The following is a 25,074-nucleotide window of genomic DNA, read 5'->3' on the forward strand; positions in this document are numbered from 1 at the left end:
CCCAGTAAGCCGTCTTGCGCGCAAGCTCTTTAAATCCGGTGCGCTGCGTGCCGCTCATGGTAGTTCTGCAGGATCGAGCGTACGGTACAGCACAGACCTGCATCGGCTCTGACAAGCACTTCGAGCAACAGCGCCTTCTCCGCCATGTAGATTTTCGCGAACGCCGGATCGCGCGCCTCCACGGTGCGCAGGTTCGATATCAGGTCCGCCGCCTTGATGGTGTGGGCCTCAGCGGACGCCGCCGCCGTATGCGCCCGGTCCAGCGCCTTGCGTGTCGCACGATCCCCGTCGTTAGGCCCGGATACTGCCGTCAATTCACGAACCAGTCGCGCAATGCTGACACCGAATTCGGTTTCGATCAGCGACAAGGGCACATCGGTATCTTCAACCGTGTCGTGCAACCATGCCGCCGCGACCATGTCGGGAGTTACCCCTTCCACAGTCGACACGAGGCTGGAGACTTCCTCAAGATGGACGCTGTAGGGCTCGGCAGTATATTTTCGTCGCTGACCGATCGCGGTGTGTGCGCCAATCGCAAACATTCGAGCGCGCTCAATCAACATGAAGCCCTCGGCTTCAAATCGAGATCCTGGATATAAACCCATGCTACGTATCCTAGTAAACTCAGTTGCGAACTCCAAAACCTGATAGACAGCATACGGCTCTCGCGGTTCGTCGCCTTCACAGGTTCAATATGGCGAACACGGTTTCATGAACTGGCGGGCATCGTCCTAACCGAACACGGCATTTGCGTTAAAACAAGAGGAGCTGTGAGGGGAGCACTGCATCAGCCTTATCGGCCGTAAGGTTGAAGGTCCCGGCTTTACCAGTCTTGAGGAGCTGGGCAAGTTCTGATTGTTGCAGTTTGGCCGACGAGTGTTTCTCCCACTGTGTGGCCGGATCAGTGGAGCGGCGATAGATCTCCACGCCGAGTTCTTCATGACTAATCTTGGTGTCGTCTCCGGTGCCGACGATTTTTTCATTGTTCTCCCGCGTAACCTGGATGTACCACTTACCGCAGCGGCTCTCGAACGAGTCGGTTGCCCGAAAGGTACACGAGGGTGATATAGCCTCAGTTTCCAAAATCTGCTTTCGCGCCGCCTTCATCACGGTTTGATGCGTCTGTTTCAGTTCGGCGCTCTCCTCCTTCCTGCGTCGAAGTTCTGCTATTGGCAACCCTGACGATTCCTGAGACATTCTTTCGCGCAGCACTGCCGTCTTTTCCCGGTCGATGCGCTCAACGAACCGAATGTCCAATGCGTCCTTGAACGCTTCATGAACCCAAAAAAACCACGAATTTGCGAACCCCTTGACCTCACCTCGCACATCGGAAAAAGATATGCTTTGCAGCGGAATTCGTCTGAAAGACTGCTTCCCGTTAGAACCCCCTCGTGCCATTATTCGTTTCCTTTGTATTTTCCGTACATCGCCGAAGAAAGGGCTTTCCTGGCGTTGGAGACGCGACGCTTCGCCTGATCCAACGCTAGTTCAGCGGCGTCAAGCTGTTGAACGGCGAAGCCCAATGGAGAATCCTGGAGCCAGTCCGCAAGAACGCTCAATTTCTCTAGGTCGCCGGCCACCATCTGATCCACGACGCCCTGTAACAGGTGCATACGGTGCTTGCAATACAGCCCATTCTGTCCGGCGGTGCAGGTGCAGAATGCCCGTACTTCGGAGTGTTTTCGTTCGAATGTGACGCGGTAAGGCTCCGGCGAAGAGCCCTGCACCGCGAAGACAATCGTCTCTGGCTTTCCATCCGCCATCGTCGTTCAATCCCGTTTCGTGGTTGTTCAGGAGGCGACGCGTTGAAAAAGCGACGCTGCAGCGTAACGCGCTGAGGGCAGAACGAAACGCGCCCGACCGGCAGGTTTCTCTAATTCTGGGAAACGTGGAATCAGATAAATCTGAAAATAAGATCAGCTTGAACTACAAGGGGGAAAACAACGGGCCAAACTCCCGTCTAGGAGGCAACTCGGGTCTTTCACGGGCCGAACGATTCAGTGTCCCTGCCGTCTCTTACAGTCGCGCGCAACAGCGCATGCAGTTCTCGCAGTTCGACCCGCCAGCGCGTGGATGCCATGCCGTGGACAGCCGCATTGCCGGCGGATACCGCCCTACCTGCGTCAGTGACCGGACCCGTTGCGCTTTCCCACGGTTTCCAGCGCCGGACCGCTGCTGCCCGTCTGGTCCGTTGCTCCGCTGTCCAGTGTGGTCCCATGAGCGTGGAACCTCTGTTTTTTCCTGTGGCTTCGCCGGGGCGTCCCGTTGAGCCGCATGCGATGAAGATCAGTTACCTGCTGCGGCTTCTTCGATAGAGACGCGGTCGTTGACTGTGGGAAAGGCTATCTTCCCCGCCTTCCAGCGTTTGAATGCCGAACGATTGGTCAGTGCTTCTGCAAGGGCCGTGTGCATCTCATAGCTGGTTGCATCACAACCCGCTTTATATTGCGAGGCCAAAAGCGCGTTTTTATATCCGATGCTGGCCGCTTGACGCTCGGGGTCCCAAGCGTTCGGGTCGTTAAGAGTCGGATCGTCAAACGCGGCCCTACAGCCTTTCACGTCGCAAGAGTGGAAACCCCGGCAAGCCGAAGGCCGTGCTTCGTACACTGTGCAGCGACCGTCCTCAAGGAAAGCACACGGTATGTTGGTCTGGATGTACTCGACCGAACTCAATGGGGCAACGCGCTTGGCGGTCTCTACCACGCGGTCAGAGAGTGTCTTCCGGCGGTCAGCTGGCTGGGCATTGATATGCTCGGCAAGCGCGAACACTTCTGCGCCGGTTACTAAGACATGGTAGTAACAACAGTAGTCGCAACCGGGGCCGCAATCCACCTTGCTAGTTGATGCGCTCAGTGCCTTGTCCATGCGACGGTAGATGGGCATCAGTTTCGCTCGAACAGTACCGCTCGTCGTCGCCTCTATTGCCGATGTACAAAGGGTGACCTCACTTTCGACCAGTTCGCTCGCACGTGCCAGAACTTCTCTTTCGTTCATATTGTTCTCCGTTCAGATTTGGTGACCGGTCCACGAGAGGTCGCGGGCCGCAAGTCATCGTGAACGAGAGTATTCCTGTTCGTCAATCAGATAAGTCGCAAACGTGCTAATTGGGCCGAGGCGATTTCCTGCGCGCTGGAGTTAGCTACCAGCGCTGTTGCTGCGTACCCGCGGCCCCGCCATCTCAATGCCCGCGCGAATCTCAGCCGAGGTCCCATCAGCCAGGGGCGGCGCATTGTCGTTCGTTACTAGTTCGTTTGAGGGAGTTTCAGAATTCTCCCGCGCGTGCTCGCGAGGCTCGGGCGGCGCCCTGCCGTTGTTCACCTGCTGCGGTCCGTGCGCGATGTTCGCCTGTTTCACGAAGGCCACCGGGCGCGGGTTCTTTATCTCCGCCAGCGCTTCGAGCGTCGCGCGGCATTGCGCCTGCGCCTTGAGCGCCAGCGATAGATGCGCCTGCATCTGGTTCAGGTATTCGCTGTAAGTCGCCTTGCGGGCAAGGTGGTTAAAGATCATGTCGAGCGTGTTCGCCTGTGCCACAAGCATCGATTCGAGACCTTGCATGTCGCCTTGCTTTACCGAATCCACTTGCATACGAAGCTCGGCCACGTATGCGGTCAGGTCGGTGTCCGCGCCAAAGATCCCTTCGCTGTATTTGCGGCCCGTCACCGCGCCGCGTACAAGCGGACTCGATGCGAGCATTGCGCCGCGCTTTACCGGGTCTACATAGCGCGGGTCCGTGATTTCCAGCATGTCCGGGTTGCCCTTCGTGGTCGGCGGGTTTGCCGCCTGCTTCGCCGCTTTTTCGGTTCGCCTGGTTGCCATCTCAACGCCCCTCATAACGCCACGAACGCGCCTCCAGCAGCGCCCGCGCCTCGATATCGGCGCGGCATTCGATCATCTTCGCGTGGAAGTATTCGATGTTCGGCAACAGGTCCGCGAGCGGCCCGTTGGCCGCGCGGCGCATCGTGTCGGCGTAGCGCTCGTGCGTCCAGCGTTCGGCCCGCGCCACTTCGTCAACCATTGCGAACAGTTCGCCGCGCAGCCGCCGCACGTTGTACGCCGCAAGGTACGGCCCCCAAGGCAGATACGCGCCGCCGTTCGGGGCGATCAGCGCCCCGGCGCAATCGTCGGCCACGTCAGCGCTTGGGGGCGCGCTAACGGCTGGCGCCAACGTGATTTCCGCACGCGCGCCGCCATGCAGGTAGGCCAGAATCTCCGGCTTGTGCGCCGCGATCTCAGGCTTGATCGTCGCAACCGCGCGCGACGGTCCTTCCATGCTGATCCGCTCGCCCTCGATCCACAGACGCACACACATCGCAGCGGCGCGCTCCACGATATCAGCCGCGTTCATACCGAATCCTTCACGCTGCTATCGTCGTCGCCGGGTCGGGCTTGCGTCGAAGGTTTCGCCGAAAACTCCAACTCCCCGCCGCTGAAATCTTCGGCAAAACCGCCCAAAGGGGCAGACCGCAAACCCGCGTCGCTACCGAAGATTTCACGCCCCTCCGAAGATTTCAGGCTGGCGTGTTCGAGATTCTTCGTGAAATCTTCGTGGCCTGAAATCTTCGGCAAGGTCCACCGCCAGCCGTCCTTCATACCGCTCTTCTCTTTTTCGACGCCGAGCTCCCGGGCGGCGCGGAACATCGTTGACCAGCTATAGCCCGCGCCGTCAGCGTCCCTTCTGATACGGCGCGCATCCATCGGGCCATCTGCCAGCAGTCCGGCCAGAAACTCTCGCGCTTCGTCGCGCAGCGTTTTACGTTCGTCGTCTTCCTGCTCGACCTCGCCCAAGATATCGCGCGCGCTGCCCTCGATCCGTTCGCCCCAGATCACGGCGTTCGTGGGGATACCCGCAGCGACCTCAATACGCGCCAGCGCGTAGGCGAAGCCGCCATCATCAGGCGCGATGTTGGATTTCGCGCGCGCCAGAATCCGGCGCTCCGCGCCTTCCTCCTTGACCGTGACCAGCACCATGCGGGCAAGTGCGCCGAACGCCTGGGAGCCGATTACGCGCTCGACCGGCGCGTTGCCTTTCGAGCCCTTGGAGAAGTGCGAAATGCCGATTACCGCGCAGCCGTGACGCGCGGCCAGATCAACCAGCGGTTGCAGGTCGCGGCGCACGTCATTGGCGCGGTGCGCATCGCCACCGACAGCGCTCAGAACCGGATCGACAATCAGCAGCCGCACGCCGCCCATGCTCGCCATGCGCTCGCTCAACAGTGGCATGTCGCGGGCCGGATCGAACGGCACGAGTTCGCCGTCCGCCTTCGCCACGTTGCAGACCAGATGCACCCTGTTCAGGTCCGCTCCGCCCGCCATCAGGCGCGGCACCAGCGTATCGGCGGGGTCGTCCTCACTGCTCCACATCAACACTTGGCCTGGGTGTGCGCATGTGGTTCCATCCGGCCACGCGCCGCCGCGCGTCACAACAGCGGCGAGACTGAGCGCAAGCGTAGTCTTGCCGGTTCCCGCTGCGCCCGCAAGTATCATCAGCTTCCCAGCGGGGAGCCAGTCCGGCCACAGCCATGTAACCGGCTGCGGCTTCACATTCGCCGCACACTGAAGCAGAACGGCGGCTTCGTCTGCCGGTCGGCTGTTCGCGAAAGCATGGCGGTTGTGATTCACCTTTGCGCATTCCGGCTGTACGGCCCTGGCTACTGCCGCCTTTGCACCTTCGGCGGCGCGCTGGCGTCCGCGCTGGATCTGTTCGCGGCGAGTGTTGCTGAATTCGATCAGTTCGACGAACGGCGTCAGTTCGTCGTCGGCCCGGCCGTCTGGTGGGTTTCTCATAGCGCCCCCTTCGCCGCGTGACGCGTGAGTGCTTCCATCAGGCTCCCGCGCGCGTTTTCCTCGATCCATTCGCGGTGCTCGCGCCATTCGTTCGCCGTCATGCCGTGCTCGCAGCGGGCAAGCTCTTTCGCGATGCGTACGGCAAACCACGCGCGCAGTGATGCAGCGGTCCGACCGGACCGGCTGACGACTCGGACCGATGGTTGCGGCTTGCGCGGCTCCGCAGTCGGGACCGCTTCATCGCGGACCGCGCGCGCAGCAATACGACGCGCTTCGGCATAAGAAGGCAGTTCGCCGCGCCAGCGCGCCCAAAATTCGGCGCGGGCGGCGGCCAGCGCTTCGGCGTCGCGAGGCGGCGCGCTGCTCTCCGGTTCAGGCGCGGCCACGGCGGCCACCTTTGTTGGCCGGTTGCTGAGTGCGGCTCGCGTCGATCTGCTGCTGCACCCATTCAGCAACTTCGGCTTCGACCCAACGCACAGCGGCGGAGCCGATGCGAACCGGTTGCGGAAAAGCGCCACGCGCGATGCGCTCATACAGGGCGCTGCGTTCAAGTCCGGTAATCTCGGACACGCGGCGGCGCGGGATCAGGATGGGAGTGAGTTGATCGGCCATGATTCACCTTCGATAAGAAAGTGCGCGTCGGCTTGGCGCGGCATGGCGGTATTAGATTGGCACGAACCGGCTGTGAATAGCCGGGTGGGTTCAGAAAACCTACCCGAAAAAGGCCTCGGGGGTGGGTGGGTTCTTGTCGAAGGGGCGGGTAGGTTTGAGCGTGCGATATGCCCAAAACCTAGCAGTAGCAGGGCTTCAGGCGGTGGGTAGGTTACTGGCCGGGAGTCTTCGGCGCGCCGCCTGCCGGTTGCCAGTTTGCAACTTTGGCGACTTCCTCGATGCCGGTCTCATTCGGGTTGCCATCCTCGTTGGTGAGGCCAAACTCCGCAGCATGCTCGCGCAGCCACTTCTTGATGGCGTCCTTCACGCTCTTGCCGCTGCTCTGCGTGACAGCCAGCCAGGCAGTCACGGCAGCAGCAAGCCGTGGCGCGTACCGGGCGTCTTTGGGATTCAGGTAGTCTGGCGCATCCGTCGCCTCGGGGAAGAAGAAGCCCGCTCGCACGCCGCGCGACGCGAGCCACTTGCGAACGTCTTCGACAGTGACGGTCGTCAACGACCAGTCCGGAGCAACGCGGTAGATGATCCCGCGGGCCTTCGCCGAATATGGCTCGACTTCCCACGCTTCTGCCGCATCGTCGGCCCGCATGGTGACATCCTTTGCAAAACGTTCACCGTCCTCTGGCTCTTCGTCCCATCCCCGTTCCCAGGCTGAACGGCGTATCGTCGCGTTCAGTTGCTTCGCGATGACAGCATTCGCAAGTGCGGTTTGCGCCGTATGTACCCATGTGATGCCGTCACTGTCGGTCAGGTTGGTTTCGCGGTTCCTGAAGAACTGCCGGGTCCCATCAATGGAGTTCGGGTCAAACCCGGCGATCAGCGCCGCAGCATCCTCGACGCTGAGCGGATCGACCAGACTCCAAAGCGGATGAATCTCCTTGTACGAAAACGGGTCGTTCACATTGCCTCCCGAAGATTCGCCGTAGCGCTCGCAACGTTGCATCAGGCGAAACCTGGGCGCACTAGGCATCGCCGGATTCTAGCGGACTGCGACGGCAATCGGACAGAAACGCGAAGCCTCGCAGAATAGGGGAAGTGCGGGAGTTTGTGCCCGGCGATGGGCCAAATGATGGGCCGAAAAAACAAAAACCCCGTAAGTCATTGAACTTACGGGGTTTCGTTTCGATAAATGGTGGAGGCGGCGGGAATCGAACCCGCGTCCAGAAGTCCTCTACGACCAGTTCTACATGTTTAGTTCTGTCTTTTGATTTAACCGCAGCGACGCGGACGAACACGCTGCGCTACGGCGATTCACTAAATTTTCGACCCGGACGTCGTGACGCCGCCAAGGCTTAACTGACGTATATGACCTCTGTCGGTATTGCTACCGGTCTTGCGACACTAGCCCGTCAGTGAACTAGGCAGAGGACGGCGGCCCTTAGGCTGCCAGTGCGAACGTATCGTCGTTTGCAGTTACGTTTTTCCCATTGATTAACGAGGTGACGGGTCCTCGACATGCCCTAGCCGCTTCGCAACCCCTGTCGAAACCAGGTCGCCCCCGCGGTTCGTTGCTCACATATGTGAGCCAAAGGAGATTTTACAATAGATCGAGGGCCGCGTCGTGCGTCTTTGGTGGCCGCTGAATGGTGCAGCATGGTTAACAAGAGTGCGGGACGGGACCTTCAGCCGATCTGTCTGACTTTGTCAGCCGATGTCGCGCAGCAGGGTTTGCAACTCGGCCGTCGATTCTACGACGTGTTGCGCGTGCCACCGTGTCGGCGGAATGTCGTTGCCGCAATAGCCGTACGCCGCGGCGACGGTCTTCATGCCGGCGGCAAAACCGGCCTGCACGTCGCGCAGATCGTCGCCGATATAGACGACGCGCTCCGGCGCGATGTCCAGCTCACGCGCCGCGTGCAGCAACGGCGCGGGGTGCGGCTTCGAATGCGGGGTCGTGTCGCCGCTCACCACGCAGCCGGCGCGCTCCTCGAGCCCGAGTTGCGCGACGAGCGGCTCGGTGAGCCGCGCGACCTTGTTCGTGACGATGCCCCAGCGCACGCCGCGCGCGTCGAGTTCGTCGAGCACTTCCGCGATACCCGGAAAGAGCGTCGTCTCGATGCACAGATCTGCTTCGTAGTTCGCGAGAAACTCCTCGCGCATCGATGCGAATTCGTGATGATCGGGCCCGATGCCGAACGCCCCGCAGATCAGTCCGCGCGCTCCGGCTGAAGCCAGCGGGCGCAGCTTCTCGAGCGGCACCATCTCGAGCCCCCGGTCGTGGCGCATCTTGTTGACGGCGGCCGCGAGGTCGGGCGCCGTGTCGGCAAGCGTGCCGTCGAGGTCGAAAAGCACGGCGAGGCAAAAGCCGAGCGTGTCGTCGTTGTGTTCGCGTTGCGGCAGGGGAGTCGGGTCGCTCATTGTTCGTTTCGGATACGGCGGATCGGGGCGGTTCGGGCAATTCAGGCGTCGCGGCGACAGGCGAGCATATAGTTGACGCTCGTGTCGGACGACAGCGCGAAAAGCTTGCTGAGCGGGTTGTACACGATGCCCTTGATGTCCGCCGTGCGCAGCTCGGCGGCGCGCACGAAGCCGGCGAGCTCCGACGGGCGGATGAAGCGCGCGTAGTCGTGCGTGCCCATCGGCAGCATTCGCGCGATATATTCGGCGCCGATCACCGCGAACAGATACGACTTGACATTGCGGTTCAGCGTGGAGAAAAACACCCAGCCGCCCGGCTTCACGAGATTCTTGCAGGCCTCGACGATCGCGGCCGGCCTGGGCACGTGCTCGAGCATTTCCATGCAGGTGATCACGTCATAGGTGCCCGGTTCGCGTGCGGCCAGCGCCTCAGCCGCGATTTCTTCGTAATCGACGGTTACACCGCTTTCAAGACTGTGAAGATCGGCGACACCGAGTGCCTGCGTCGACAGATCGATGCCCTTCACATGAGCGCCCAAACCTGCCATCGATTCCGACAGGATGCCGCCGCCGCAGCCGATATCGAGCACCTTTTTGCCGGCGAGATGGGCGTGGGTGTCGATCCAGCCTAGACGAATCGGATTCAGTTCGTGCAGCGGCTTGAATTCGGCGTTCGGGTCCCACCAACGATGCGCGAGGTCGCTGAATTTCTGTAGTTCGTGAGGGTCGGCGTTGGTCATGGTGAAGGCTGCCTCGATGAAAGCGGTGAGCGGACGCTCGAGGATAAACCCTGAGTATATAGGGCGAGAGAAAGAGCGGCAAAAGCGCGTCGGGTAGCGGGCGCTGATGCAAGCTGCGAGCCGCTGGTAGCTGAGCGGGACCCTCCTGCGTCGCGCATCACGCCAGGCCGCGGTACCCGCGCATAAAAAAAGCCCCGCCGAAGCGGGGCTTTCGATACTGCGGTAATTTTCCAGCTTACTGCTTCGGCGTACCGACAACTTCGACTTCCACGCGGCGGTCCGGTGCGAGGCAGGCGATGAGTTGCTTGCGGTTCTTCTGGTTGCAACCGGTGGTAACCGGGTTGCGCGGACCCTTGCCTTCCGTGTAGATACGGTTGGCTTCGACGCCCTTGCTGACCAGGAAGGCCTTCACAGCTTGAGCACGACGCAGCGACAGACGGTCGTTGTAGGCGACGGAACCGATACGGTCGGTGTGGCCCGTAGCGACGACGACTTCGAGGTTGATGCCCTGGATCTTCGATGCCAGTTCGCTCAGACGTTCCTTGCCGGCCGGCTTCAGGATTGCCTTGTCGAAGTCGAACAGCGCATCAGCTTGATACGTAATCTTTTCGCTGGAGATAGCCGGAGGCGGAGGGACCGGTGCCGGCGGGGTCGGAGCCTGAGCAACCAGAGCGCCGTCGCACTTGGCGTTAGCCGTTGCGGGCGTCCAGAATGCATCGCGCCAGCAAAGCTCGTTCGTGCCGTTCATCCACACGTATTCGCCAGTACCATTCACCCAGTTGTCGTTGGTAGCTTGTCGCGACGCCGGCACCGACTGCGCCATGGCGGATGCAGCCATAACTGCGGTAGCTGCAATGAACGCGAGCTTTGAAAGTTTATTCATATTTCTCCTCTCGAAATTGAGATTACCGCAGGTTTACTGCGAGCCTGTTGACGAAGACCAGTCATACATTGCTCGAAGTATAACATTGGTGCGGAACAAAAACCGTTTGTGTAGACTTCGAGCAGTGTCTGACTCTTTGTGCGTTGGCATTTTGCCATATCGTTCCCTTCCGACGAAAAAAAAATCCGCCCCCGATCAAATCCCCCTCCAATTGTGGTGCATGCGCAACAAATGTTTTCGTCTGAGCGGTCCGCCGGCTCTGGCTGAGCGGCGGATTGGTCCCACGCAGGAATCGAGCCTGACGAGACTGAAATTGTGCGATCGGCGAGGTGTTGGCGGGTGCCCCTCTAATATGTATACGTACCTTCGTCGGGCGTGGATTCGTGGCATGTTAGAATCGCGTGATGCGTTGCGCCTGCAATGCTTACGCGAAGAAGCGGCGAAACCCCGCCTTCGCACGTAAAAGATACGGATAATGGATCAATTCGCCAAAGAGACTCTGCCAATCTCCCTTGAGGAGGAAATGCGCCGTTCGTATCTCGATTACGCGATGAGCGTGATCGTAGGGCGAGCGCTTCCCGATGTCCGCGATGGCCTGAAGCCGGTGCACCGGCGCGTGCTGTTCGCGATGCACGAGCTGAACAACGACTGGAACCGCGCCTACAAGAAGTCGGCGCGTATCGTCGGCGACGTCATCGGTAAATACCATCCGCACGGCGACACCGCTGTCTACGACACGATCGTACGGATGGCGCAGGACTTCTCGCTGCGCTACATGCTCGTCGACGGCCAGGGGAACTTCGGTTCCGTCGACGGCGACAATGCCGCGGCGATGCGTTACACCGAAATCCGCATGGCGAAGATCGGCCACGAACTGCTGGCCGACATCGACAAGGAAACGGTCGACTTCGCGCCGAACTACGACGGCAGCGAGAACGAGCCGGCCATCCTGCCCGCGCGCATCCCTAATCTGCTGATCAATGGCTCGTCCGGCATCGCGGTCGGCATGGCGACCAATATCCCGCCGCACAACCTCAATGAAGTCGTCGACGCGTGTCAGCATCTGCTGAAGAACCCGGAAGCGACGATCGACGAGCTGATCGAGATCGTCCCCGCGCCCGACTTCCCGACCGCCGGCATCATCTACGGCGTGGCCGGCGTGCGCGACGGCTATCGCACCGGCCGCGGCCGCGTCGTGATGCGCGCGCTGACGCACTTCGAGGAAATCGACCGTGGCCAGCGCATGGCGATCATTGTCGACGAGCTGCCCTATCAGGTGAACAAGCGCTCGCTGCTCGAGCGCATCGCCGAGCTCGTCAACGAGAAGAAGCTCGAAGGCATTTCCGACATCCGCGACGAATCCGACAAGAGCGGCATGCGCGTCGTGATCGAGCTGAAGCGCGGCGAAGTGCCCGAGGTCGTGCTGAACAATCTGTACAAGGCGACCCAGCTTCAGGACACGTTCGGTATGAACATGGTCGCGCTCGTCGACGGCCAGCCGAAGCTCCTGAATCTGAAGGAAATGCTGACGTGCTTCCTGTCGCATCGCCGGGAAGTGCTGACGCGGCGCACCGTCTACGAACTGCGCAAGGCTCGCGAACGTGGTCACGTGCTCGAAGGTCTCGCGGTTGCGCTCGCGAACATCGACGAATTCATCGCGCTCATCAAGGCCGCGCCGACACCGCCGATCGCCAAGCAGGAGCTGATGTCGCGCGCGTGGGATTCGTCGCTCGTGCGCGAAATGCTGTCACGCGCCGAGTCGGAAAACGCGTCGGCGGGCGGTCGCGAAGCTTATCGTCCGGAGGGACTGAACCCGTCGTTCGGCATGCAGGCCGACGGCCTTTACCGTCTGTCCGATACGCAGGCGCAGGAAATCCTGCAGATGCGCCTGCAGCGACTGACCGGCCTCGAGCAAGACAAGATCATCGGCGAATACCGCGACGTGATGGCGCAGATCGCTGACCTGCTGGACATTCTGGCTCGCCCGGAACGCATTTCGGCGATCATCGTCGACGAACTCGCGTCCATCAAGGCCGAATTCGGCGATGCGCGTCGCTCGAAGATCGAGTTGAACGCGACCGAGCTGAACACCGAAGACCTGATCACGCCGCAGGAAATGGTCGTGACGATGTCGCACGCGGGCTACGTGAAATCGCAACCGTTGTCCGAATATCGAGCCCAGAAGCGCGGTGGTCGTGGCAAGCAGGCCACTTCCATGAAGGAAGACGACTGGATCGACACGCTGTTCATTGCCAATACGCACGACCACATCCTGTGCTTCTCGAACCGCGGCCGTGTGTACTGGGTCAAGGTCTACGAAGTGCCGCAGGGTTCGCGCAATTCGCGCGGCCGGCCGATCGTCAATATGTTCCCGCTGCAAGAAGGCGAAAAGATCACGGTCGTGCTGCCGGTCAAGGAGTTCTCGGCCGACAAGTTCGTGTTCATGGCGACCGCGTTGGGAACGGTAAAAAAGACGCCGCTGGAAGCATTTAGCCGGCCGTTGCGCAAGGGTATTATTGCGGTCGGTCTCGATGAGGGCGATTACCTGATCGGCGCCGCGATCACCGACGGCCAGCACGACGTGATGCTGTTCTCGGATTCGGGCAAGGCAGTGCGTTTCGACGAAAACGACGTACGTCCGATGGGCCGCGAGGCGCGCGGCGTGCGCGGCATGCAACTCGAGGACGGCCAGAACGTGATCGCGTTGCTGGTGGCCGACGACGAGCAGCAGTCGGTGCTCACCGCAACCGAGAACGGCTACGGCAAGCGCACCCCAATCACCGAGTACACGCGTCACGGCCGCGGCACGAAGGGCATGATCGCAATCCAGACGTCGGAGCGTAACGGCAAGGTCGTTGCCGCGACGCTGGTGGACCCGGAAGCGCAGATCATGCTGATTACCACGACGGGCGTGCTGATTCGCACGCGCGTGTCGGAAATTCGCGAAATGGGACGCGCAACGCAAGGTGTTACACTCATCAGCCTTGACGAAGGGACCAAGCTGTCCGGTCTGCAACAGGTAGCGGAGGCCGAGGGCGAGTCGGAAAGCGATTCCGACGGCTCCGCTGAAGGTGATAACGGCGGTGAGGGCGGCGGCGCGGCTTGATCCGTGCCAGCGGCTTTCAGTCTCAGTTAATACGTTGAAGCTACGCTGCGGGTCACCGCGTATCGGGCCGGTACGCTTTCCCGTGTGGCGTGCAGTTCAAGTTAATTTCTCTTAGGGAGTAGTGATGCAAAAACGATTCAAACAACTGATGTTGCTGGCTGCCATCGTGCCGACCTTCGCCATGGCTCAAGCGCTGCAGAACCAGGCGCCTGCGGCTCCGGCTGCCGCAGCAGCACCGGTTGATCCGGCCAAGCAAGCTGCCATCAAGGAGCTGCTCGACGCCATCGATGCGCAGAAGCTGGTTGGCGCAATCGGCAACAGCGCGCAGATGCAGGCCAAGCAGCTCGTTCCGGCAATCCTGTCGGACGCGCTGACCGAGAACAAGACGATGACGGACAAGCAGAAGCAAGCCGCCGTGCCGACGCTGCAAAAGAACGCGGTGCCGAAGCTGGTGGACAGCGCGGGCCAGGTGTTCGCGACCGACTCTTTCCGTCAGGACGCGATGCAATCTCAGTACGACGCGTACGCGAAGTACTACAGCACGTCGGAAATCAAGGATCTGACCACGTTCTACAAGAGCCCGACCGGTCGCAAGTTCATCCAGGTGCAAGACCAGGTTGGCCGCGACGTCGTGAACGGTCTGATGCAGAAGTACATGCCGGAATCGATCAAGGCAACGCGTGACCAGGCCGACAAGGAAGTGGCATCGGTCAAGCCGGCTGCCAAGTAAATTCCGCTCGCAGGCTGCGCTGATCAGCCAGCCTGTCGTCGCGCCCGCTGGGCCACCCGGCGTGGCGGGTTGGCGGCGACAATGCGATAATGGTCGTTTGCGCACTGGCGCAGACGGCCATTTTCTTTTTCGGCGAGCCATTTCGCAGTTCTTTTCGCCGATTCCCGCGCGACTTCGTTATTTCGCGCCCGCTTCCAGGACCTCACATGCGCGTCTTTAATTTCTCCGCCGGCCCGGCGGCCATGCCCGAAGAAGTGCTGCGCCAGGCAGCCGACGAGATGCTGAATTGGCAAGGCAGTGGTATGAGCGTGATGGAAATGAGCCATCGCGGCAAGGAATTCATGTTGATCCACGAGGAAGCGCTGACCGATCTGCGCGAGTTGCTGCAGGTGCCGGCAAGCCACCGCATCCTGTTTCTGCAGGGCGGCGGACTCGGCGAAAACGCGATCGTGCCGATGAACCTGCTCGGCTCGAAACCGCGCGCGGATTTCGTCATCACCGGCTCGTGGTCGGAGAAATCGTTCAAGGAAGCGCAGAAATACGGCAGCGTGCATCTCGCCGCGACCGGCAAGACAGCCGAGGGCTTCACCCGCGCGCCGGCGCGCTCGGAATGGCAACTGTCGGACGATCCGGCTTACGTGCACTTGTGCACCAACGAGACCATTCACGGCGTCGAAACCTTCGAGATTCCCGACCTCGGCGATACTCCGCTCGTCGCGGACGCGTCGTCGCATATCCTGTCGCGCCCGATGGACATCGCCAAATACGGCGTGCTATTCGGCGGTGCGCAGAAGAACATCGGCATGGCCGGCGTGACGGTCGTGATCGTGCGTGAGGACATGCTCGATCGCGCGATGCCGATCTGCCCGTCGGCGTTCGAATGGAAGACCGTCGCCGAGAACAATTCGATGTACAACACTCCGCCCACCTACGCGATCTATATCGCCGGGCTCGTGTTCAAGTGGTTGAAGAAGCAGGGCGGCCTCCTGGCGATGGAGGCACGCAACCTCGAAAAATCGAAGCTGCTGTACGACACGATCGACTCGAGCAGCTTCTATCTGAACAAGGTCGAGCGTGGCTCGCGCTCCCGGATGAACGTACCGTTCTTTCTCGTCGACGAGTCGCGCAACGAAGATTTCCTGTCCGGCGCGAAAGCGCGGGGATTGGTACAGCTAAAGGGCCACAAGTCCGTCGGCGGCATGCGGGCGTCGATTTATAACGCCGTCCCGCTCGAAGGCGTCAAAGCGCTTGTCGAATACATGAAGGAATTCGAACAGCGCAGTGCCTGAGTCACACTGACCGGCAGGCGTGCGCATCTTTTCCAGCATTTACCCGGCAAAGCCGTTTTACGCATGGACGACGAACTCAATACACGACTCAAACCTCTGCGCGATCGCATCGACGCGCTCGACGCGCAGTTGATCGCGCTCCTGAACCAGCGCGCGTCGGTCGCGCTCGAAGTCGGGGAGGTCAAGAAGCATTTCAACGCACCGGTGTTCCGACCCGAGCGCGAGATGCAGGTGATCGCGCGCCTGCAGGAGATGAGCGCGGGGCCGCTTGCGGACGAACACATCAGCGCGATCTGGCGCGAGATCATGGCCGCAAGCCGCGCGCTCGAAAAGACCATCAAGGCCGCGTACCTCGGGCCCGTCGGCACCTATAGCGAACAGGCGATGCATGAGTACTTCGGTCAGTCGATCGAAGGGCTGCCGTGCCCGTCGATCGATGAAGTGTTCCGGTCGGTCGAGGCGGGCGCCGCCGACTACGGCGTCGTGCCGGTCGAGAATTCGACCGAAGGCGCGGTGTCGCGCACGCTGGATCTGCTGCTGCAAACGCAGCTGACCATCGGCGGCGAACTCGCATTGCCGATTCATCACAACCTGCTCACGCAAAACGGGCTCGCCGGCGTCACGCGCGTGTGCGCGCACGCCCAGGCGCTCGCGCAGTGCCAGCGCTGGCTGTCGACCAACGCGCCGCATCTCGAGCGCCAGGCGGTGTCGAGCAACGCGGAAGCTGCACGGATGGCAGCCGAAGATCCGACCGTCGCGGCCATCGCCGGCGACCGCGCCGCGATCCACTACGGCCTGCAGGTCACCAACGCGCTGATCCAGGACGATCCGCACAACCGCACACGCTTCGTGATGATCGGCAAGCAGCCGACCGGTCCGAGCGGCTACGACCAGACCTCGCTGATTGTGTCGGTCGTGAACGAACCGGGTGCGATGGTCAAGCTGCTCGAGCCGCTGGCGCGCCACGGCGTGTCGATGACGCGTTTCGAATCGCGCCCGGCGCGCGTCGGCACGTGGGAGTACTACTTCTATATCGATGTCGAAGGCCATCGCGACGACCCGGCCGTGGCCGCCGCGCTCGCCGGGCTCGGCGAGAAGGCCGCGTTCCTGAAAATACTCGGCTCGTATCCGCGCGCCCGGTAAGGGCTGGCAGCGCAGTCCGGGTGGCGCCAAGTGCACTGCCCGAACGCATATTTCACTATCCATCGTCGTTCGGAGATTTTCATGACAGCGTCTTTCGGCCCTTCCTATGTGCGTGCGATCGCGCCGTACATCGCCGGCAAGCCGATTTCGGAAGTGGCCCGCGAGTTTGGTCTCGACGAGGCGAGCATCGTGAAGCTGGCATCGAACGAGAATCCGCTCGGCATGCCGGAATCCGCGCAGCGCGCGATGGCGCAGGCGATCGCCGACCTCGGCCGCTATCCGGACTCGAACGGTTTCGAACTGAAGGCGGCGCTCGCCGCGCGCTACGGCGTGCCGGCCGAGTGGATCACGCTCGGCAACGGCAGCAATGACATCCTCGAACTCGCCGCGCACGCGTTCGTCGAGAAGGGCCAGGCGGTAGTGTTCTCGGAGTATTCGTTCGCGGTCTATGCGCTCGCAACGCAAGGCGTCGGCGCGCGCGCGATCGTCGTGCCGGCCGTGCACTATGGTCACGACCTCGACGCGATGCTTGCCGCGATCGACGACGACACGCGTCTCGTGTTCGTCGCCAATCCGAACAATCCGACCGGTACGTTCGTCGACGGTCCGACGCTCGAGGCGTTTCTCGGCAAAGTGCCGCGCCATGTGGTCGTCGTGCTCGACGAGGCGTACACCGAGTATCTGTCGGCGGACAAGCGCTATAACTCGATCGACTGGGTGCGCCGCTATCCGAACCTGCTGGTGTCGCGTACTTTCTCGAAGGCGTTCGGCCTGGCGGGCCTGCGTATCGGCTTCGCGATCGCGCAGCCCGGCTTGACCGATCTGCTGAATCGACTGCGTCAGCCGTTTAACGTCAATACGCTCGCGCAGGCCGCGGCGATTGTGGCACTGAACGACAGCGCATTTCTGGAAAAGAGCGCGGCGCTGAACGCGCAGGGCTATAAGCTTCTGACCGAGGCGTTCGACAAGCTCGGTCTCGAATACGTGCCATCCGAAGGTAACTTCGTGCTCGTGCGCGTCGGCGGTGACGACGAAGCCGGCGCCCGGGTGAATCTCGCGCTGCTGAAACAGGCTGTGATCGTGCGACCGGTCGGCAACTACGGTTTGCCGCAATGGCTACGCATCACGATCGGCCTGCCGGAGGAAAACGGAGCGTTCCTCGCGGCGCTCGAAAAGACGCTTGCCGAGCCTGCCGCTGCGTAAGCATTGCTCCTTGATCCCGCGCGTCGGCCGGCAGGAGCGGCGCGCTTATTGTCCGTATTGTGTGAGCGACGTGGCCGCGTTTTCTTTTAACAAGCTGGTGATTTTCGGTGTCGGCCTGATCGGCGGATCGCTCGCGCGCGCGTTGCGTGAACGCGGCGAGGCCGGCGGGGCACGCACGGTGGTTGGGGTGGGACGGACGTCCGCGTCGAGCGAGCGCGCCTTGGCGCTCGGGGTGATCGACGGCACCGCGGCGCTCATCGACGACGCCGCGCTGCGCGACGCGCTAGCGGGCGCGGACTTCGTGCTGCTCGCGGCGCCGGTCGCGCAGACACAGCCGCTGCTCGAACGCATCGCGCTGCATCTCGACGCCAACACGATCGTCACCGATGCGGGCAGCACCAAGTCCGACGTGGTCGCCGCCGCGCGCGCGGCGCTCGGTGCACGGATCGGCCAGTTCGTGCCGGGCCATCCGATCGCCGGCCGCGAGTCGAGCGGCGTCGACGCCGCGTTGCCCGATCTGTACGTGAACCGCAACGTCGTGCTGTGCCCGCTGCCGGAGAACGCGCCGGAAGCGGTCGAGCGCGTCGCGGCGATGTGGCGCGCCACCGGCGCCTTGGTGCGAGACATGACGCCGCAGCAGCACGACCGCGTGTTCGCGTCGGTCAGTCATCTACCGCACGTGCTGTCGTTCGCGCTCGTCGAACAGATCCTCAGTTCGCCCGACGCCGCTTTGAAGTTTTCGTTCGCGGCGGGCGGATTCCGCGACTTCACGCGCATCGCCGCGTCGAGTCCGGAGATGTGGCGCGACGTCTGCGTCGCTAATCGCGCGGCGCTGCTCGACGAACTCGACGCGTATACCGCGGTGCTCGCGCGCCTGCGCACGGCGATCGAGGCCGGCGACGGCGCCGCGCTCGAAGCGGTGTTCGCGCGCTCGCGCGTCGCGCGCAGTCAGTGGCAGGAGCAGCGCGCGGCTGGCGTGGCCGCCAGCGACGCGTCCAAATAACCGGAAACTGGACACATCATGGAATTCCTCGATCTCGGACCTTTTTCCCGTGCGTCCGGCACGATTCGTCTGCCCGGCTCGAAGAGCATCTCGAACCGCGTGCTGCTGCTCGCCGCGCTCGCCGAAGGCGAGACGACGATCACGAACCTGCTCGATTCCGATGACACCCGCGTGATGCTCGCTGCGCTCGAAAAGCTTGGCGTACGTCTGAAGCGCGACGGTGACACCTGCGTCGTGACCGGCACGCGCGGCGCGTTCACCGCGCGAACGGCCGACCTGTTCCTCGGCAACGCGGGTACGGCGGTGCGTCCGCTGACCGCGGCCCTCTCCGTGAACGGCGGCGACTACCGGATCCACGGCGTGCCGCGCATGCACGAGCGGCCGATCGGCGATCTCGTCGACGGCCTGCGCCAGATCGGCGCGAAGATCGACTACGAACAGAACGAAGGCTATCCGCCGCTACGCATCCGTCCCGCCCAGATCACGGCCGACGCGCCGATCCGCGTGCGCGGCGACGTGTCGAGCCAGTTTCTGACCTCGCTGCTGATGACGCTGCCGCTCTTGCGCACCGCGAGCGGCGTCACCACCGTGCAGGTCGACGGCGAGCTGATCTCGAAGCCGTACATCGAGATCACGATCAAGCTGATGGCGCGCTTCGGCATCGACGTCGAGCGTCACGGCTGGCACCAGTTCGTGGTGCCGGCCGGGCAGCGTTATCAGTCGCCAGGCGCGATCATGGTGGAAGGGGATGCGTCGTCGGCGTCGTATTTCCTCGCCGCGGGAGCGCTCGGCGGCGGCCCGCTGAGAGTGGAAGGTGTGGGCCGCGCGAGCATCCAGGGCGACGTCGGCTTTGCCGATGCGCTGATCAGGATGGGCGCGAACCTGCAGATGGGCGAGGACTGGATCGAAGTGCGCGGCGTCGGCAACGACCATGGCAAGCTCGATCCGATCGACATGGACTTCAACCTGATCCCCGACGCGGCGATGACGATCGCGGTCGCCGCGCTGTTCGCGGACGGCACGACCACGCTGCGCAACATCGCAAGCTGGCGCGTCAAGGAAACCGACCGCATCGCCGCGATGGCGACCGAGCTGCGCAAGGTCGGCGCGAAGGTGCAGGAGGGCGAGGATTTCCTCGTCGTCACGCCGCCCGAAAAGCTCATCCCGAATGCCGCGATCGACACCTACGACGACCACCGTATGGCGATGTGCTTCTCGCTCGTGAGCTTGGGCGGTGTGCCGATCCGCATCAACGACCCGAGGTGCGTCGGCAAGACGTTCCCGGATTATTTCGAGCGCTTCACGGCGCTCGCGCAAGCCTGATGCAATCCAGATTCGCGTGCGAATCGCCCGATGTGCGACATTTTTAGATGAAACCGATCCGTCCCTTTCACCAGACGCCCGTCATTACAATCGACGGCCCCAGCGCCTCCGGCAAAGGCACTGTGGCCACGATGGTGGCCGCCAACCTCGGCTTTCACCTGCTCGACAGCGGCGCGCTCTACCGGCTCGCGGCACTCGCGAGCCTGCGCTACGGCATCGCGGCGGACGACGTCGACGCACTTGTCAAACTGATCGACGACCTCCATATCACGTTTCGCGAGGGGCTCGCGCAGCTCGACGGCGTCGATGTATCGACCGAAATTCGTGCGGAGGAAGTGGGCAGCCGCGCCTCGGCGATCGCCGTTCACGGGCCGGTGCGAACCGCGCTGGTGGCGCGTCAGCGGGCGTTTCGCAAGGAGCCGGGGCTCGTCGCCGACGGGCGCGACATGGGCACCGTGATCTTTCAGGATGCCGTGCTGAAGGTGTTCATGACGGCGAGCGTCGAGGCCCGCGCGACGCGCCGGCATAAGCAATTGATCCAAAAAGGATTTTCTGCTAATATAGATGACTTGCTCCGGGATTTGCGTGAGCGCGACGAGCGTGACAGTCAGCGCGCGGCCGCGCCGCTCAAGCCCGCGGCGGATGCAAAACTGCTTGATACCTCCGCATTGTCGGTCGACCAGGCGGTCGAGCAGGTGGTGCAATGGTATGAAGCGCTGGTCCCGCATGCGTAACTGAAACGGTCATGCGGTAGTGACCAGACAGCGGCAGTCCTGTTGTTGGTAGGTGCTTCGCGATGGTCGCGAAGCGTTGTTTTTTTAACCCTTTAACCCCGCGTGGCGTTCGCGTATTTGCCGCAGTTGCTGACCAGTCCGGTGAGCCAGGCGTTGCGAAGACCATGCAAACTCTGATTTTTATGTCCGACCTGCAAACCTCTACCCCGAATACCGAATCTTTTGCGGCTCTGTTCGAAGAGTCGCTGACCAAGCAGGACATGCGCGCTGGCGAAGTGATCTCCGCGGAAGTCGTGCGTGTCGACCACAACTTCGTGGTCGTGAACGCTGGTCTGAAGTCCGAAGCCTACATCCCGCTCGAAGAGTTCCTGAACGACGCGGGCGAGGTAGAAGTGCAGGCGGGCGACTTCGTTTCCGTCGCGATCGACGCGCTGGAAAACGGCTATGGCGACACCATCCTGTCGCGTGACAAGGCGAAGCGTCTGGCTTCGTGGCTGTCGCTGGAAAAGGCGCTGGACAACAACGAACTCGTAACCGGCACGATCACGGGCAAGGTCAAGGGTGGTATGACCGTGATGGTCAACGGCATCCGCGCGTTCCTGCCGGGTTCGCTGGTTGATACGCGTCCGGTCAAGGACACCACCCCGTACGAAGGCAAGACGCTCGAATTCCGCGTCATCAAGCTCGACCGCAAGCGCAACAACGTCGTGCTGTCGCGCCGCGCTGTCATCGAGGCAACGCAAGGCGAAGAGCGCGCGAAGCTGCTCGAAACGCTGAAGGAAGGCGCGATCGTCGAAGGCGTGGTCAAGAACATCACCGACTACGGCGCGTTCGTGGACCTCGGCGGTATCGACGGCCTGCTGCACATCACGGACATCGCATGGCGTCGTGTGCGTCACCCGAGCGAAGTTCTGTCGGTTGGCCAGGAAGTCACCGCGAAGATCCTCAAGTTCGACCAGGAAAAGAACCGCGTTTCGCTCGGTATCAAGCAACTGGGCGACGATCCGTGGGAAGGCATCTCGCGCCGTTACCCGTCGGGCACGCGTCTGTTCGGTAAGGTCACCAACATCACCGACTACGGCGCATTCGTCGAAGTGGAATCGGGCATCGAAGGCCTCGTCCACGTGTCGGAAATGGACTGGACCAACAAGAACGTTGCTCCGTCGAAGGTTGTCCAATTGGGCGACGAAGTCGAAGTCATGGTTCTCGAAATCGACGAAGACCGCCGTCGTATCAGCCTCGGCATGAAGCAGTGCAAGCCGAACCCGTGGGACGACTTCAGCCGCAACTTCAAGAAGGGCGACAAGATCAGCGGCGCCATCAAGTCGATCACCGACTTCGGCGTGTTCATCGGTCTGCCGGGCGGCATCGACGGTCTGGTTCACCTGTCGGATCTGTCGTGGAGCGAAACCGGCGAGGAAGCCGTTCGCAAGTACAAGAAGGGCGACGAAGTGGAAGCGATCGTTCTCGGCATCGACGTCGAGAAGGAACGTATTTCGCTGGGTATCAAGCAGCTCGAAGGCGACCCGTTCAGCAACTACGTTGCAATGAACGACAAGGGTTCGGTCGTCGACGGTACTGTCAAGTCGGTGGACGCGAAGGGTGCTGTGGTCCAGCTGTCGGGTGAAGTCGAAGGCTACCTGCGTGCTTCGGAAATCGCCCAGGACCGCGTGGAAGACGCTCGCAACGTGCTGAAGGAAGGCGACAAGGTCAACGCGATGATCATCAACATCGATCGCAAGTCGCGTGGCATCAACCTGTCGATCAAGGCGAAGGATTCGGCTGAGCAGCAGGAAGCCATCCGCGGTCTCGCTGCTTCGGATTCGAGCGCAGCCGCTACCGGCACGACGAACCTCGGCGCGCTGCTGAAGGCCAAGCTCGACGGCCAGAACCAGTAAGCCTGAGAGGTCTGCTGCAGTATGACCAAATCGGAATTGGTCGCCCAGCTGGCTACGCGGTTTCCGCAACTTGTTCTCAAGGATGCGGATTTCGCGGTGAAGACGATGCTCGATGCGATGTCGGAGGCACTTGCCAAAGGTCATCGCATCGAAATTCGAGGCTTCGGCAGTTTCGGGCTCAACCGCCGTCCCTCCCGCGTTGGACGCAATCCGAAGTCGGGCGAGAAGGTGCTGGTACCTGAGAAGTACGTACCGCACTTCAAGCCAGGCAAGGAATTGCGCGAGCGGGTGGATCGTCGCGCGGGCGAGCCGCTGAAGGCCGAAGAGCCGGATGACGACCTTTAATGACTCCGCTGTGCGTCTTGCAGCGTGGCATAGCTAGCGTCAGCGGCCAAAGCCAGTCGGCAAAAGACCAGGAAAAGCGCCTTCGGGCGCTTTTTTTTCGTCCATCGTTTGAGAAGAGGGCGCTTCCCGGTGCGGCCTTTGCATTTCGCGAATCACCCGTCAGTGCGCCATCCCGCCACTTGCTGTCCGGCCCCGAGGTCATCCATTACAATACGGGTCACTTCGGCGCGGGCAACACCTTGGCGCGACGCGTCATCGAGCCGGCGTCACCCCGCAACTGCCGTCAAGAGATCTATTCATGAAATTTATCGTCTGGCTGATCCGTGTGCTGGTGTTCGTGCTGCTGCTGGTGCTGGCGCTCTCCAACACGCAACCCGCTACGCTGAATTTCCTCGCCGGCTACGTCTGGTCGGCGCCTCTGATTCTGATCGGTCTCGCGTTTTTCGTGATCGGCTTGCTCGCGGGGCTCGTGTCGGCGGTGCCGGCCGTCGTACGTCTGCGCATGGAGAATGGCCGGCTCAGGCGCGAGTTGCGCGTGGCGCGCGAAACTCCAGCCGTCGTCGAGCAGCCGCCGATGCCGCCGCTGATCTGAACTCCGTTGCGCCGCGCGCTCTGAGCGCGGCTTTTCGTTTTCGCTTTCCCGCACATTTGCATTAATCGCATGGATCTAGACTTCTGGTGGCTGCTGGTCATACCCGTCGCATTCGCGTTCGGCTGGATGGCGGCGCGCTACGACCTCAAGACGCTGCTGTCCGAAAGCGCGAACCTGCCGCGGTCCTATTTTCGCGGCCTGAACTTCCTGCTCAACGAGCAGCCCGACCAGGCGATCGACGCATTCATCGAGGTCGTCAAGCTCGATCCTGAAACGGTCGAATTGCATTTCGCGCTCGGCAATCTGTTCCGCCGGCGCGGCGAAACGGATCGAGCGATCCGCGTGCATCAAAATCTGCTGAGCCGCGCGGACCTGCCTGTCAGTGAGCGCGATCACGCGCTGTACGAACTCGGCCAGGACTTCCTGAAAGCGGGTCTGCTCGACCGTGCCGAGGAAACCTTCCGCTCGCTGCAGGCGGGCGATTACGCACTCGGTGCTCAACGCGCGCTGTTGACGATCTACGAGATCGAGAAGGACTGGGTCAAGTCGATCGATACCGCGCGACATCTCGAAACGATGGGCGCACCGTCGCTCGACAAGGAAATCGCGCAGTTCCATTGCGAACTTGCTCAGGAAGCGCTGCAGCAGAAGAAACCGGACGAAGCGCGTCATCAGCTCGGTCTCGCGCTGAAGGCGAACCCGACCAACGTGCGGGCGACGATCCTGTTCGGCGACGTCGACGCGGCCGGCGGCGCGTCCGAAGCGGCGATCGGTCAATGGCGCGGCGTCGAGGAGCAGAACCCCGCGTATCTGCCGCTCGTCGCCGAGAAAATCATGAAGGCGTATGAAGCGCTCGGCCGCGCGCAGGAGGGCGCCGATCTGCTGACCACGTGGGTCGACCATCATCCGAGCAACGATCTGCTCGACGTCGCGTATCAGCACGTCGCGTTGCTGCGCGGCGCCGATGCCGCGCATGCGCTCGCGCGCACGCAGATGCAGAAGTCGCCGAATCTGGCCGGCATGACGCGTCTGCTCGAAGCGCAGCAGGCCGTCGCCGAAGAGCCGCGGCGCAGCGAGCTCGAACTGATGCACACACTGATCCGCCAGCGCACCAAGAATCTGCCACGCTATACGTGCCAGAATTGTGGTTTCCGGGCGCGGCTTTTCTACTGGCAGTGCCCCGGATGCAGCGGTTGGGAAACCTATGCACCGCGCCGCGTCGAGCCGATTACCGCGCCGAGTTGACGCCGCACGCGCGGCTTTGGCCGCGTCGG

At 62.0% G+C, this 25,074-nt stretch carries 25 protein-coding genes and 1 other RNA gene; 12 read left to right on the forward strand and 14 right to left on the reverse strand.

Annotation, left to right across the window (positions count from 1 at the left end):
• Window positions 1-29: 29 nt before the first annotated feature.
• The 14 genes from HDG34_RS16535 to ompA form a co-directional block, all read right to left on the reverse strand.
• Window positions 30-605: an HD domain-containing protein gene (locus HDG34_RS16535; RefSeq protein WP_184061333.1), complete on the reverse strand. Its 576-nt coding sequence runs from the start codon at window positions 603-605 to the stop codon at window positions 30-32.
• A gap of 148 nt (window positions 606-753) precedes the next feature.
• Entirely contained in the window at window positions 754-1,398 is a 645-nt protein-coding gene (locus tag HDG34_RS16540; RefSeq protein ID WP_184061334.1) for a hypothetical protein, read from the reverse strand.
• Window positions 1,398-1,763 carry an SWIM zinc finger family protein gene (locus HDG34_RS16545; RefSeq protein ID WP_184061335.1) on the reverse strand — a complete coding sequence of 122 codons (366 nt, stop codon included), beginning with the start codon at window positions 1,761-1,763 and terminating at the stop codon, window positions 1,398-1,400. Before HDG34_RS16545 ends, HDG34_RS16540 begins: the two co-directional genes overlap by 1 nt.
• A 523-nt stretch (window positions 1,764-2,286) precedes the next feature.
• Window positions 2,287-2,994 carry a YkgJ family cysteine cluster protein gene (locus tag HDG34_RS16550; protein WP_184061336.1) on the reverse strand — a complete coding sequence of 236 codons (708 nt, stop codon included), beginning with the start codon at window positions 2,992-2,994 and terminating at the stop codon, window positions 2,287-2,289.
• Window positions 2,995-3,135: 141 nt separating this feature from the next.
• The gene (locus HDG34_RS16555; protein ID WP_260321200.1) at window positions 3,136-3,744 is read right to left on the reverse strand and encodes a hypothetical protein; all 609 of its coding nucleotides are present in this window, start codon (window positions 3,742-3,744) and stop codon (window positions 3,136-3,138) included.
• A gap of 73 nt (window positions 3,745-3,817) precedes the next feature.
• Window positions 3,818-4,345 carry a hypothetical protein gene (locus HDG34_RS16560; protein WP_184061337.1) on the reverse strand — a complete coding sequence of 176 codons (528 nt, stop codon included), beginning with the start codon at window positions 4,343-4,345 and terminating at the stop codon, window positions 3,818-3,820.
• Window positions 4,342-5,871 (reverse strand): AAA family ATPase, encoded by a 1,530-nt coding sequence (locus HDG34_RS16565; RefSeq protein ID WP_311735645.1) that lies wholly within the window; start codon window positions 5,869-5,871, stop codon window positions 4,342-4,344. The genes HDG34_RS16560 and HDG34_RS16565 overlap by 4 nt, the downstream gene beginning before the upstream one ends.
• The gene (locus tag HDG34_RS16570) at window positions 5,781-6,170 is read right to left on the reverse strand and encodes a hypothetical protein (protein WP_184061338.1); all 390 of its coding nucleotides are present in this window, start codon (window positions 6,168-6,170) and stop codon (window positions 5,781-5,783) included. The genes HDG34_RS16565 and HDG34_RS16570 overlap by 91 nt, the downstream gene beginning before the upstream one ends.
• Window positions 6,157-6,396, reverse strand: a complete 240-nt coding sequence (locus HDG34_RS16575) for an AlpA family transcriptional regulator (protein ID WP_184061339.1) — start codon at window positions 6,394-6,396, stop codon at window positions 6,157-6,159. The genes HDG34_RS16570 and HDG34_RS16575 overlap by 14 nt, the downstream gene beginning before the upstream one ends.
• A 211-nt stretch (window positions 6,397-6,607) precedes the next feature.
• Window positions 6,608-7,354 (reverse strand): hypothetical protein, encoded by a 747-nt coding sequence (locus HDG34_RS16580; protein ID WP_184061340.1) that lies wholly within the window; start codon window positions 7,352-7,354, stop codon window positions 6,608-6,610.
• Between the two features lie 229 nt (window positions 7,355-7,583).
• Window positions 7,584-7,953: a transfer-messenger RNA gene (gene ssrA, locus HDG34_RS16585) on the reverse strand.
• A 144-nt stretch (window positions 7,954-8,097) separates the two neighbouring features.
• A complete protein-coding gene (gph, locus tag HDG34_RS16590; RefSeq protein ID WP_184061341.1) occupies window positions 8,098-8,811 on the reverse strand; it encodes a phosphoglycolate phosphatase in 714 nt (237 codons plus the stop codon).
• A gap of 41 nt (window positions 8,812-8,852) precedes the next feature.
• Complete coding sequence (ubiG, locus tag HDG34_RS16595; protein WP_184061342.1) at window positions 8,853-9,551, reverse strand: bifunctional 2-polyprenyl-6-hydroxyphenol methylase/3-demethylubiquinol 3-O-methyltransferase UbiG; 699 nt, start codon at window positions 9,549-9,551, stop codon at window positions 8,853-8,855.
• 235 nt (window positions 9,552-9,786) lie between these two features.
• Window positions 9,787-10,434, reverse strand: a complete 648-nt coding sequence (gene ompA / locus HDG34_RS16600) for an outer membrane protein OmpA (RefSeq protein WP_090801331.1) — start codon at window positions 10,432-10,434, stop codon at window positions 9,787-9,789.
• A 475-nt stretch (window positions 10,435-10,909) separates the two neighbouring features.
• Between ompA and gyrA the strand changes: the two genes are divergently transcribed.
• The 12 genes from gyrA to lapB all read left to right on the forward strand — a co-directional run bounded on the left by gyrA (window position 10,910) and on the right by lapB (window position 25,045).
• Entirely contained in the window at window positions 10,910-13,540 is a 2,631-nt protein-coding gene (gyrA, locus tag HDG34_RS16605; RefSeq protein WP_184061343.1) for a DNA gyrase subunit A, read from the forward strand.
• A gap of 124 nt (window positions 13,541-13,664) precedes the next feature.
• Window positions 13,665-14,270, forward strand: a complete 606-nt coding sequence (locus HDG34_RS16610) for a DUF2059 domain-containing protein (RefSeq protein WP_184027684.1) — start codon at window positions 13,665-13,667, stop codon at window positions 14,268-14,270.
• Window positions 14,271-14,476: 206 nt separating this feature from the next.
• Window positions 14,477-15,559 (forward strand): 3-phosphoserine/phosphohydroxythreonine transaminase, encoded by a 1,083-nt coding sequence (serC, locus tag HDG34_RS16615; protein WP_184027687.1) that lies wholly within the window; start codon window positions 14,477-14,479, stop codon window positions 15,557-15,559.
• A gap of 63 nt (window positions 15,560-15,622) precedes the next feature.
• The gene (gene pheA, locus HDG34_RS16620; protein ID WP_018421374.1) at window positions 15,623-16,702 is read left to right on the forward strand and encodes a prephenate dehydratase; all 1,080 of its coding nucleotides are present in this window, start codon (window positions 15,623-15,625) and stop codon (window positions 16,700-16,702) included.
• An 81-nt stretch (window positions 16,703-16,783) separates the two neighbouring features.
• Complete coding sequence (gene hisC, locus HDG34_RS16625) at window positions 16,784-17,905, forward strand: histidinol-phosphate transaminase (protein ID WP_184061344.1); 1,122 nt, start codon at window positions 16,784-16,786, stop codon at window positions 17,903-17,905.
• A 61-nt stretch (window positions 17,906-17,966) separates the two neighbouring features.
• Window positions 17,967-18,908 carry a prephenate dehydrogenase gene (locus HDG34_RS16630; RefSeq protein WP_184061485.1) on the forward strand — a complete coding sequence of 314 codons (942 nt, stop codon included), beginning with the start codon at window positions 17,967-17,969 and terminating at the stop codon, window positions 18,906-18,908.
• An 18-nt stretch (window positions 18,909-18,926) separates the two neighbouring features.
• Entirely contained in the window at window positions 18,927-20,231 is a 1,305-nt protein-coding gene (gene aroA / locus HDG34_RS16635) for a 3-phosphoshikimate 1-carboxyvinyltransferase (protein ID WP_184061345.1), read from the forward strand.
• A 47-nt stretch (window positions 20,232-20,278) separates the two neighbouring features.
• Window positions 20,279-20,965, forward strand: coding sequence for a (d)CMP kinase (gene cmk / locus HDG34_RS16640; RefSeq protein WP_184061346.1), 687 nt, complete (start codon window positions 20,279-20,281; stop codon window positions 20,963-20,965).
• Window positions 20,966-21,129: 164 nt separating this feature from the next.
• Entirely contained in the window at window positions 21,130-22,863 is a 1,734-nt protein-coding gene (gene rpsA, locus HDG34_RS16645; RefSeq protein ID WP_008921410.1) for a 30S ribosomal protein S1, read from the forward strand.
• A gap of 21 nt (window positions 22,864-22,884) precedes the next feature.
• Window positions 22,885-23,208, forward strand: a complete 324-nt coding sequence (locus HDG34_RS16650; protein ID WP_006050255.1) for an integration host factor subunit beta — start codon at window positions 22,885-22,887, stop codon at window positions 23,206-23,208.
• Window positions 23,209-23,506: 298 nt separating this feature from the next.
• A complete protein-coding gene (locus tag HDG34_RS16655) occupies window positions 23,507-23,800 on the forward strand; it encodes a lipopolysaccharide assembly LapA domain-containing protein (RefSeq protein WP_184027701.1) in 294 nt (97 codons plus the stop codon).
• Between the two features lie 69 nt (window positions 23,801-23,869).
• The gene (gene lapB / locus HDG34_RS16660; protein ID WP_184061347.1) at window positions 23,870-25,045 is read left to right on the forward strand and encodes a lipopolysaccharide assembly protein LapB; all 1,176 of its coding nucleotides are present in this window, start codon (window positions 23,870-23,872) and stop codon (window positions 25,043-25,045) included.
• Window positions 25,046-25,074 lie beyond the last annotated feature (29 nt).

This window comes from Paraburkholderia sp. HC6.4b, from assembly GCF_014200875.1.
GTDB classification, from domain to species: domain Bacteria; phylum Pseudomonadota; class Gammaproteobacteria; order Burkholderiales; family Burkholderiaceae; genus Paraburkholderia; species Paraburkholderia tuberum.